General features: G+C 62.2%; 6 protein-coding genes and 1 pseudogene. All 7 read right to left on the bottom strand.

The annotated features are described in order from the left end of the window. Positions 1-2,910, bottom strand: coding sequence for an MMPL/RND family transporter (locus M5I08_RS11320; RefSeq protein WP_219068042.1), 2,910 nt, complete (start codon positions 2,908-2,910; stop codon positions 1-3). Then, positions 2,907-3,326 carry an MmpS family transport accessory protein gene (locus M5I08_RS11325; protein WP_370328638.1) on the bottom strand — a complete coding sequence of 140 codons (420 nt, stop codon included), beginning with the start codon at positions 3,324-3,326 and terminating at the stop codon, positions 2,907-2,909. The genes M5I08_RS11320 and M5I08_RS11325 overlap by 4 nt, the downstream gene beginning before the upstream one ends. A gap of 240 nt (positions 3,327-3,566) precedes the next feature. Further along, positions 3,567-4,000, bottom strand: a pseudogene (locus M5I08_RS11330) (hypothetical protein). A gap of 39 nt (positions 4,001-4,039) precedes the next feature. Continuing rightward, a complete protein-coding gene (locus M5I08_RS11335) occupies positions 4,040-5,755 on the bottom strand; it encodes an AMP-binding protein (protein ID WP_249763345.1) in 1,716 nt (571 codons plus the stop codon). An 81-nt stretch (positions 5,756-5,836) separates the two neighbouring features. Next, positions 5,837-6,964: an acyltransferase PE gene (gene pe / locus M5I08_RS11340; RefSeq protein WP_219068044.1), complete on the bottom strand. Its 1,128-nt coding sequence runs from the start codon at positions 6,962-6,964 to the stop codon at positions 5,837-5,839. Between the two features lie 60 nt (positions 6,965-7,024). Beyond that, positions 7,025-10,033, bottom strand: coding sequence for an MMPL/RND family transporter (locus M5I08_RS11345; RefSeq protein WP_219068054.1), 3,009 nt, complete (start codon positions 10,031-10,033; stop codon positions 7,025-7,027). Positions 10,034-10,099: 66 nt separating this feature from the next. Continuing rightward, the gene (locus M5I08_RS11350; RefSeq protein WP_219068045.1) at positions 10,100-11,521 is read right to left on the bottom strand and encodes a condensation domain-containing protein; all 1,422 of its coding nucleotides are present in this window, start codon (positions 11,519-11,521) and stop codon (positions 10,100-10,102) included. Positions 11,522-11,765 lie beyond the last annotated feature (244 nt).

The following is an 11,765-nucleotide window of genomic DNA, read 5'->3' on the forward strand; positions in this document are numbered from 1 at the left end:
TCAGCGCCGCCTCGACACCGCCAGTGGCGCGGTGTTGTCGTCCTCGGCACGCGCCGGCGGCGGCTTCGGCGCGCCGTGGTGACCGCGCGGGCGGACAACTAGGGGCCACCAGAACCAGCGGCCCAGCATGGTGGCCAGCGACGGCATGAACAGCGTGCGCACCACCAGGGTGTCGAGCAGCAGACCGATGCAGACCGTCGAGCCGAACTGGCCCAGCACCGTCAAGTCGCTGCCCAACATCGCCGCCATGGTGAAGGCGAACACCAGGCCCGCCGACGTCACCACCGCGCCGGTGCCGGCCATGGACCGGATGTATCCGGTCTTGAGCCCGGCGTGGATCTCTTCTTTGAACCTCGAAACCAGCAGCAGATTGTAGTCCGAGCCGACGGCCAACAGGATGATCACCGACAGTGCGGCGACGATCCAGTGCAGGTGAACGCCGAACAGGTCTTGCCAGATCAGCACCGACAGTCCGAACGACGCGGCGATCGAACTGCTCGCGGTTCCAACGATCACCAGTGCCGCCACCACACTGCGGGTCAAGATCAGCATGATCATGAAGATCAGCGTCAACGCCGACACCACGGCGATCATCAAGTCGTACTTCGCGCCGTCGGCCATATCGCGGAAGGTCGCCGCGGTTCCGCCGAGGTACACCTTGGCGTCTGAGAGCGAGGACAGCTTAAGCGCCTCCTGGGCGGCGGTTCGCTCCGCGGACACCCGGGCGATGCCTTCCGGCGTCATCGGATCGCCCTGGTGAGTGATGAAGAACCGCACCGACTTTCCGTCGGGGGAGAAGAACATCTTCACGCCGCGAATGAATTCGGGATTGTCGAACGCCTCGGGCGGCAGATAGAAGAAGTCGTCGTTCTGTGACGTGTCGAAGCTTTGGCCCATCACGATGGCGGTGTTGTCCATGGCCTCCATCTGGTTGAGCATGGCCTGGAAGGTGCTGTGCATGGTCAGCGTCAGCGCACGGGTGGTTTTCATGCTCGCTATCTGCGGCGGCAAGATCACGGCCAATTGGTGCGTGAGTATGTCCAGAGTCCTGGTGTCTTTTGATAGATGATGCAGGTTTTCGGCAAGCTTGTCGGTGTCATCCAACGCGTCAAACAGGGACCGGAGCGACCAGCACATCGGAATGTCGAAGCAGTGCTTATCCCAGTAGAAATAGCTGCGGATGGGTCGCCAGAAGTCGTCGAAATTCGCCAAGCGATCCCGCAGTTCATCAGTGATGGTCGTCATTTCTTCGGTGAGATTGGCCATGTCGTGAGCATTGTCTGCCATCTGTTTCGTGATGTTATACATCTGCTCCAAATAATTTATCGTGATCTGCTGCTCTTCGGCCATCTTCAAAATGTCATTCATTCTCTCTTTCAGAAAGTCCATGTTCTGCATGGTCGTCTGGCCCTGGACGCTGTTCTGGAATGGAATGGAGCTGTGCTGGATGGGAATTCCCAACGGCCGGGTGATGTCCTGGATCATCGCGATACCCACGGTGCGTATCTCGTTCTTGGCGATCTTGTCCAGCACCAGCATGTCGGCGGTGTTGCGCATGTCGTGGTCCGACTCGATCATCAACAGGTCCGGGTTCATCCGGGCTTCGGAGAAGTGCCGGTCGGCCGCGGCATACCCGAGGTTGGACGGCGCCGATCCAGGCAGGTAGTGGCGGTCGTTGTAACTCGGCTTGAAGCCGGGCAACGCCACCATGCCGACCAGCACGACCGCGCCGCTGATCGCGAAAATCGGCGCCGGCCAACGCACGACGGCGGTGCCGACCCGCCGCCACAGCCGGCCGCGGCTCTGGCCTTTCTTTTCGAACAGGCCGAAACGGCTGCCGACGAAAACGACCGCCGGACCCAGGGTCACCCCGGCCGCGACCACGACGATCATGCCGATGGCCACCGGTGCGCCCATGGTGTGAAACCAGGGCAGCCGCGCGAAGCTCAGGCAGTACGTCGCGCCGGCGATCGTCAGGCCAGATCCCAGCACAACGGGGGCGACGCTACGAAATGTCGTGTAGTAGGCGGTCTCCCGGTCTTCGCCGGCCGCCCGCGCTTCCTGGTAGCGCCCGATGAGGAAGATCCCGTAGTCCGTCCCGGCGGCGATCGCCAGCATCGTCAGGATGTTCGCGGCGAACGTGGTGAGCCCGAACGCGTTGTTATAGCCGAGCACCGCGACGATTCCGCGCGCACAGGCCAGTGCGACGAAGGTCATGAACAGCTGGATCAGTGTCGTGACGATCGAGCGGTACACCAGCAGCAGCATGATCGCGATCGCGCTCAGGGTGAACAACGTGATTTTGGCCAGGCTGTCGTTGCCGATGACGTGCATGTCGTCGGACAGCGCCGCCGGGCCGGTGACATAGGCCTTGACCCCGGGTGGCGCGGGTTCGTCGTCGACCACCTTGCGAACCGCTTCGACGGATTCGTTCGCCTGCGTGGTGCCCTGGTCACCGGCGAGGTTCACCTGGACGTAGGCGCCTTTGGCATCGGCGCTCTGCGCACCCGCCGCGGTGAATCTGTCCCCCCAGAAGTCCTGGATGTGCTGGACGTGTTCGGGGTCGCGGCGCAGCTTCCCGACGATGTCGTCGTAGTAGCGGTGCGCGGCGGCGCCGAGTGGCTGCTTGCTCTCCAGCACGACCATCACCGTGCTGTTCGAGTCGAACTCGCGGAAGTTGTGCCCCATCCGCATCATCGCCTGCATCGATGGTGCGTCCATGGGCGCCATCGGGGCGGAATGGTTTTCGCCGACGACTTCCAGGGTCGGGACGGCGACGTTGACCAGGACGGTCAGCGCGACCCAGCCCAAGATGACGGGAATCGCGAAGATGCGGACGAAGTGCGGGATGAACGGTCGGTGAGATGGCCTGGGTTCCGTGGTGGCGGCCATTGCCCGGGTGCCGCTCATGCGGACTTCACCAGGCAGAAGGTCTGGGCGTTGTGGCCGTTCACGCTGTGATGTTCGCGAAGGACGCCGTCGACGGTGATGCGGCAGCCGATGTGGTCGGCGTCGGTTTGGGCCATGATGTTGGCGCTCACCGCGGGCAGCGTGGTGGAAATGGTGTACGACCACGGCAGCGGCGCCCCGTTGACCTGGTGCGTGTTGGCGTCGGCGTCCCAGTAGTTGATGTTGGCGGTGCTACCGGACGGGCCGTCGATCTCGTACCTCACGACTTTGGGGTTGAACTGGACGATCTTGATCCCGGCCCCCGCGTTGGCGTTGAGGTCCTGCGAGGCGAACACTTTGTGCAGCCGCGTCACCACGAGTCCGGAAATCGCGAGGACGATCACGAGAAGCAACGGTATCCACCAGCGCCTGAGCAAACCGCCAATCGAAATCGTCCTCACTCGGGTCTCCTCCCGCCGGCCCATCCGCAGTTTTCTCGGGAAGAGACCAAGCCGCAGATCCATTCCGTCCGCCGCCATTGGCGTCCCAACGCTGTCGAATGAGCTCATGCCCGCTGGTCATCACTGCCGACGCCGATGGAACCTTCGCTCGGCTAACTATGCTAGACGGGAGGGCACGATGGCGTTCCGCTAGGTCCCTCGATGTGTCCAGCGTCATTACGGTAGGGCCGCGCGCCCGGTGATCGGCGGCAGGTCGGCCAGCGTCACGATCCCGGGCCTGGCCGCGACGACCGCCGGCACCGCGTTGGTCACCGGCATCGCGGTGTAGATCATGCCCAGACCCATGAATCCTGGCTCGGTCCAATCCTTCGGCGGCAGGCAATGAATCACCGTGCGCATATTGGGCAGGCCGAACACTTGGATGACGTGGCCGTGCTCCAGCGGTTTCGGCGGCACCACGTGACGCCGGTCGGCTCTGGCCAGCCGGACAGCTCGGCGGCGTCGACATCGACTTTGTCCTGTCCGTGGGCGTAGACACCGACCAGTTCCATATCCGGTCTGCCGATGATCGCGTGCAGCGAACGCCGCGCGATGTTGCCGGTCGTCCACTGGATCACCCGAAACGGACGATCAGCGCTGCGCGTGCTCATCGGGAGCTCCTTCGCCGGTGGCGAGTGGAGCCTAGTTTTTCAGGCGTCCAGCCGGGTGAATTGATCCTGGCGGTACTGCTCGACACAGGCGGCGCGCCGGATCTTGCCGCTGGTCGTGGTGGGGATTGACCCGGGCAATACCAGCACGAGGTCCCCGACATTTAAACCGTGCGCATTGGATATCGCTGAGATGACCTCGCTTTTGACGCAGGCGAGCCAGCGCATCGTCGCCTCGTCGGCGTCGCCGCGCTTCTTGAGCTCGATGACGGTGACCAGCTCCTCGGTACTGTCGACCGGAATCGATATCGCCGCGACCCGACCACCTGTGATCTCTTGGACCGTCGCCTCGATGTCCTCGGGATAGTGATTACGCCCACGGATGATCAGCAAATCCTTGACGCGGCCGACGATGAACAGCTCATCGGAGAAGATGAAACCCAGGTCGCCGGTTCTTAACCAGGGTCCGTCAGGCGTGCCCGGCGAAGGATCCACCAGCGTTGCGCCGAAGCAGCGCTGCTCCTCGGGCGGTTTGTGCCAATAACCGTCGGCGACATTGGCGCCATGTATCCAGACCTCGCCGACCAGGCCCTGCGGGCACTCGCGATTTGTGTCGCAGTCGACGATGCGGATCGTAGGGGATTGTGGCACTTGGTATTTGACCAGCGCTGTGCCGGTACCGGCCGTGCACCGCTGAGCGCGGCCCGCGGACAGCTCTCCGAGATCGAAGTGAACGGCCCCCGCTGAATCACTCCAGAGGCCGGTCGCTACGAAGACGGTTGCCTCCGCCAAACCGTATGAAGGACGCATCATACGGTCCTGAAAATTGAAGTGAGCAAACCGATCAGCGAAACGTCGCAAGGTGGCCGGCTCGACACGTTCGGCACCGCTGATGATGCCCAGCACCCCGCCGAGATCCAGCCCGGCCAGGTCACTGTCACTTGTTTTGCGGGCGGCCAAGTCAAAGGCGAAGTTGGGCGCGGCCGACCACGCATGAGGATTCTCGGCCAGCGATCGCACCCATCTGGCCGGCCTTTCCAAGAACGAAATCGGGCTGGTCAGATCGACGCGATGGCCGTTCAGGATGGGCGCGCAGATTCCGAGCATCAAACCCATGTCGTGGTAGAAGGGCAACCACGACACCATCGTGGTATCCGATGGGGCTACCAGGCCGGCGTCCGCGAAGAAGCCGCGCATCAGCTGCTCGAGATTCACCTGCAGGTTGCGGTGCGAGATCATAACGCCGGTCGGCAGTCGGGTCGAACCCGAGCTGTACTGCAAATACGCGATGCGGGGCAAATCAGCTGCGGTAAAGCCGATTTCGCCGGCGACGTCCAGATTCATCGAATCGATCTCGACGATCTTTGGAACAGTGTCCATACCTGATTGGTCAACGTATTCGGCGATATCGTCCGCGACCGCGTAGGTGGTGAGAATCACCGAAGGCGACGTGTCGGCGAGGATCGCACTGACGCGCTCATGACTCGAGCCGCGGTGCGGCAACGGAAGCGGAACTGCGATGAGCCCGGCCTGGATGGAGCCCAGGAATGCCGCAACGTAATCAAGGCCCTGGGGAGCCAGTATTACTGCCCTGTCCCCGGCCGATCCATAAGGGCGGAGTTCGCTTGCGAGATTGAGTGTTCGGCGGGATAACTGCGACCACGTGCGGGTCTCGGGAACACCCGCCCAGTCGTCTTCGTAATTGGTGAAAGTGAACGCCACGTCATGGGGCCGCAGGCTGGCACGGCCGTGCAGCATCGAGAGAACGGATGACTGGGGGTTCAGCGTTGTCGGCGTCACATTACGTCCGTACTAGTTGGTCGAGTCGGTCGATCGGGGTCAGTGGTCGGCTTCGCCTGCGCCGTGCGACAACACGGACATGGCACCGGCAAGGATCTGCGAAAACGGGTCAGCGCCGCCGCCGAATGTGGCCTGGTTGGCCGGCGCAGTGACTTCCGCTGGGTCGAAGCCGTGCACCGGGTCCACCTGAACCGGGGCGGTCGAAGGGTCGTCGTTTCGCGAATAGCCCGTATTCACCCGGGGGATCAGGATTGCGTCGAGCTTGTTGAGCGTGCCCTCGTCAATCCCGATGTATTTCAGCGGCATGACAAGAGGAAGGTGCTTCTGCGGGACCATGATCGTCGTGTCTTTCGCCCCCCTGGAGTTGATCGTGGTTCTGATGTTCTGAGGCGGCGCCATGCTCGGGTTCGTGAACGCCACCGCGGTGTGACCGGTGAACAGGCCCATGAGCGTGTTGGCGAGAGCGAACAGGTTATCCGGCCGATCGGGGAAGTCCGCGATGGAGTCGTAAGCAGCCACGAACCTATTGGTGTCGTACTGACTCTCGTACGGGGGTGGCATGCGGTAGTCGAGTGCGGGAACAACGCTGCCGACCGGGAACATGGAAGTCAGGAAACTCTGACCGAAGGCGTGATGCCCGATCGGGTCGCCGAAGGTGGCGAAATTCAGTCTGTCCGGTGGGGGAGCAGCCGGGTCATTTGCCAGCCGCGCCTGTGCGCCATCGACGACGAACCCGCCCTCGGACAAGCCGATCGCTGTACCGGGGCGACCGCTTTTGATCGCCGCATCGAGGTTGTCTATTCCCACGTCGACCGACTCGCCGACGCTGGGGCCGTCGACACCCAGGCCGGGGAACAGCTCATCGATCTTGCCGATGCCCGGGAAGAGTCGCTCCAGCACGTGCCCCTGAACTTGGCCTGCCGGATAACGGACGGTTTCGCGCTTCTGGCCCGGGAACCATTGGGCCCCTTCCTGGCGGATGTACTCGTCGTAGGGGATGCCCAGAACGTCAGCGCCCCCGAGGGCAAACGCTGTCTGGTCGCTCGGCACACCGGGAGTCGGTGGACCGCCGATCGGCGTGTCGTCGGCCGACGCTGTGCGGACCCCGAAATAGCCTGTGGCACCGACAGTTACCAGCGCCGCAACTCCTGCAAGTAGTTTCTTCATCCCTACCTCTGACCGCTCGGCTTCTCTAGTTTCACATACATGTCGCGTCCTTGCCGGTCACTACTCGGCGGGTCGGGCGGTGAGTCGTGACGGCCACCAGTTCGCGCGCCCGACCAGCGCGGCGATGGCGGGCACTGTGATGGTGCGTACCAGGAAGGTATCCAGCAAGATTCCCACACCGATCACGAAACCGCCTTGGGCCACGGTGCCGATGCTGGAGAACAACAGACCGCACATCGAGGCAGCGAAGATCAGACCTGCCGCGGTGATAACGCCGCCTGTCGAGCTTAGGGTGCGAATAATGCCGTAACGCATGCTGTGTGGAGATTCTCCGCGCATTCGCGAGACCAGCAGCATGTTGTAGTCGGCTCCGACCGCGACCAAGACCACGAACGCTAGCGGGGGCACGCTCCAGTGCAATTGCTGGCCGAGGATGAATTGAAATACCAGCGCGCCGACGCCAAGTGCCGACAAATACGAAACGATCACCGATGCAACGAGATAGAGCGGCGCGACGACCGCACGCAGCAGCGCTATCAAGGTCAGTAGCACAACCAACAGCGTTACCGTGACGATGAACCGGATGTCGTGTTGGTAGTAGTCGCGCGTGTCCTTCAGGCCAACGGTGTATCCCGCCATCGATATCGTGGCGTCGGCCAATTTTGTATTGGGTTGGGCGCCCCGAGCGGTCGCGGTGATCGCGTTGACCTGATCCATGGCTTGGGTGCTGAACGGATTTAGTTTGGTTTGCACCAAGTACCGCACCGAGTGGCCGTCGGGCGAAATGAATACCTTGGCTGCCTTCTGGAACTCCTCTAAATGAAGCAGCTGGGCCGGGATATTGAACCCGGCCATCGCCGGTTGTGCTGCATCATGTTTCAGCGACAACAGAAACGTCGCGGCCTCGTCGAGGCCGGCGCCCAGCTGTTTGACTTGGTCGACGAGTTGTGTCACCGCGTCAGCCACTTGGCGGCTTCCACCGGCGAATTGGTCTGCGCCATCTTGCAGGCTGCTCAGGTTGGCCTGCAGGCCACCGGGCCGATCCATTCCCATGGACTGCATCACCCTGGTGAGGGTCGTCAACGAACCACGCACTCGGTCTACCGACGCATTCAGGCTCTGTTTGTCCGGGAACGACTGCAGTTGCCCCGCAAGATCATTGATCGCATCGAGGTCTTCCTGATCTCGCCCGCCGGTCAGCCGTTCGAACTCCCCGCGGGTGGCGCTGCAGGATTCATCGATATCGCAGACCGGGTTCCCCTGCAGCGCCGTCAGCACCGGGCCTATCCAGGCGAACATGTTCTTGCCGGCTGAGAAGTTCCAACCCATGGCGTTGCTGAGGGAGTTGACGTGGTCGACGAGCTTGGCTGCGGTGTCGACCTCCTTGACCAAGGTGTCGCCGCTGTTCTGGTTTTTCATCGATGACAGGGAGTCGATCAAGTTCTGGATGCTGACAGAGAGCTGGCTGACTTGGCCGCGTACGTCGCTGAGGTTGCCGGCCAGCGTGTCGGCCCCTGCGGCCAGCCGGTTGAGGTCATTGGTGTGGTCGTTGATCAGGGTAGACCCGCCGGCCAGAAAGGTGCCGATAGCGCCCGCCTGATAGGTGGCTCTGAATTGTTCCGGCACGTTTCCGGTGGGGCGGGTGATGCCGCTGATTGCAGCGATGTTCGGCAGCTGGCTCACCCGGTCCGCCATTTGTTCCAAGTCTGCAAGGGCCTGCGGTGTGCGCAGGTCATGCGGTGATTGGACGAGGATGTATTCCGGGATGGACTGATTCACCGGGAAATGGCGATCCAGCGCGGTGTATCCGATGGAGCTCGGGGCAGACGATGCTAAGGCTTTGCGATCGTCGTAGTTGTAGCGCACCAAGCCGGCGCAGCTGGCCAGGATGACCAACACCAGCAGACTGGCAACCAGGTGGACCTTCGGCCGGCGCACAATGCGGATGCCGGACCTTCGCCAGAACCGAGCGGTCAGTTCGCGCCGTGGCTTGACCCAACCGCGCGGTCCGGCGAGCACCAGAATCGCCGGCAGCAACGTCACCGCGGCGAGGAATGCCACGCCGATCCCGATCGCCGATGCGGCTCCGACCGTCTTGAACACGCCCATTCGGGCGAAGCTGATGAGCAGAAAAGTGATTCCCACGGTGACCGCGGATGCCGCGATCACTTTCCCGGTCGAGATCAATGCCTTCTTTACCGCTTGATCACAATCTGCGTCGATCCGCAAATAGTCGTGATAACGGCTGATCAGAAAGACCGCGTAATCCGTTCCGGCGCCGGCCATTATCGCGCTCAGGAATACGATGGACTGGTTCGAAACGCCCGAGCCAGTCAGATAGGAGTAGCCAGCGACCACCGCCTGCGCGATCACCAGGGATGTCCCGATCGTCGCCAACGGCAGCAGCATGGTGACCACGCTGCGGTAAACGACCAGCAGAACGATGAGAACCAGAACGGCGATCGTCAGCTCTATCGGCATTCGATCCCGTTGTCCCGCGACCGTAAGGTCGGCGACGGTGCCCGCAGGTCCGGTGAGGTTTGCCGTCAGGGATGTTCCGGCCGGGGCCTGTGCTCGGGCTTGTTCTGGGGCTTGTTCTAAGGCGTGTTTGACGATGTCGCCGATCCGGTTGTAAGCGGCATAAGACCCCGGGGTGCCCAACTCGCCCGCAACGCCGACCGGCAGCACCCAAGCCTTGTGGTCCTGACTGGTCACAATCGAACGCAGGGGCGGCATGCTGACGAAATCCTGCAACATCACGACGTCTCGGGTGTCCCGGCGCAGCGCGTCCACCAGTTTGCGGTACGTGGCTTCGTCGGCAGGGCGCAGCCCCTTGTCGTCGGTCAGGACGACCAACAGCAGATCTTCGGAGCCCGATTCGTGAAACGCTTTGGTCATTTTTCGAGCGGCGACGCTCGACGGCGCATCAGCGGGCAGGATGGTGAGCGGATGCTTCTGAGCCATGTCGCCCAGGGATGGGAAAGTCAGCGGTAGCGCGACGGCGATCGCGACCCAGATCCCGATCACTACCCAGGGCCACCGCACCACGAGACTGGCTAGCCGTTGCATATCGCGCTCACCGCCGGTGAAGTCATGCATTTTCGGCAAATGCCCAAGCCAACGAATTGCCCCACGCTATGCGACGCGTCCCCAATGCCCGCTGCCGGCGACTCGTCCGCAGACGGACTTCATCGCCTCCATGTAACGGGTGACGGATTTCTGAGCGACCGGGTTGTCGGGATGCATGATCGCCATCACCGTGCCCTCGCCGTACCGGAAGACGTAGATGGTGAGTTGATAGGAGTATCGCCCGTCAGGGTAGATCCCGATATTGTTCGCAAGGCCCAAGTCAGCTGCCGCGAGAATGGCGTTGAGCGGAGCAGCTCCGCCGTGCAAGAAGTTCGACACTGGGAAGTTAGGCCGTGGCCAGCTCAACCACGGCGCTAACTCCAACACGCGGTAATAAGGGACCTTCGCCATCTCCAGACCTGAATCGAACGAAGCCTGGGCTGCCCATGCCGCATTGCTGAAAGAGGTCGCAGCTATCGGCACGGTGACCGGGATCAAGCCGGTAAACCAACCCTGCGTCATGAAATTGTCCGAGGCCGCCCGAGAATCCCTGGGAGTGAGCCCGTAATAGGTCAGCGCACCCGTAAACTCATGCTCCACCAAGGCGAGGCAGGCGAACAAGCCGCCAACGAAGCGCGCGCCGGTCGCCATGCAGGCTGATTCGAATCGCTGCGTCTGTCCGGTGTCCATCAGCAGTTCGGAGGCCATGTCGCTGCTAGTCGACTCCGACGGGTTGCCCAGCGGCAGTGGGAATTCAGGAAATCCACCATCGTTGTTCTCGGCGAAGTCGATCCACGCGCGTACTTGAGGCGAATCGACGGTCAAAGTTGACGTGTATTCGCGCTCGCGGGAACAGAAATCGTCAAAGCTGCCGGCATCGGGCAGCGTAAGGGGCTTACCGCCGCCACTCAACGCCGAATACATTCCGTTGGCTTCCAGCATCGTCGTGCCAATCAGTGTCGCGTCTCCGTGGACGTGGTCCATGGCAGCAAAGAACGCAAAGTGGTTCTCGCACTGGATTATTCCGAAAACGAAGCAGCCCCACTCCAACGGATTCGGTATGCCCACGACGTGAGCGCGTATTTCGTCAACCGTCATGTCGCCGTGATCGATCGGCGCGAATTCAATATCAGCCGGATCGGTTAGGGCATGCCGTACGAACTGTCCGTCACCGGTGTGCTCGAACCAACTGCGGAAGGTGTCGTGCCGACGCAAGTATGCGTTAAGGGCCCGGTCCATGGCGGAAATATCGCATTGCCCGGCCACGTCGCAGCTGGCGATGATTTGCCGGGAAAAGGTCAGCCCCGCGGTGCTTCGTTCATGGTAGTTACGAAGGTGTTGGCCCTGCATGTAGCTGACCGGCACCGAACTGACCGGCGCTTGCCGGACCTTTTCGGCAGCCGCGGCCGTCGGGTGCCAGGAGGTGACTGATCCTGGCGTCAGCGTCCACTCTTCGAGTGAGCCGACGGTAATTTTCCCTATGCGCAAAACTACGTCCTCCTCGATGCGAACCGCCGCGGTCCGGCCACGCTGGCGGCGAGACCAAGATAACCTTCTCCGCTGCGGCCGGGGCTCAGCACCGGACGCGCCGGGGACACTCTCAGTAAGTTGACATAAAGCCACGCGGCGTGAGACCAAGCTGCCAGCCATATTTCGCGTAGGGTACCCCGTGGCGACGCCGCATTTACGATACGGGCTGCGGGAGTGATTCTGTAGCGCGGCCCAGTGCCGC

Origin of the sequence: Candidatus Mycobacterium methanotrophicum (genome assembly GCF_023515995.1) — a bacterium.
In the GTDB taxonomy this organism is placed as follows: Bacteria; Actinomycetota; Actinomycetes; order Mycobacteriales; family Mycobacteriaceae; genus Mycobacterium; species Mycobacterium methanotrophicum.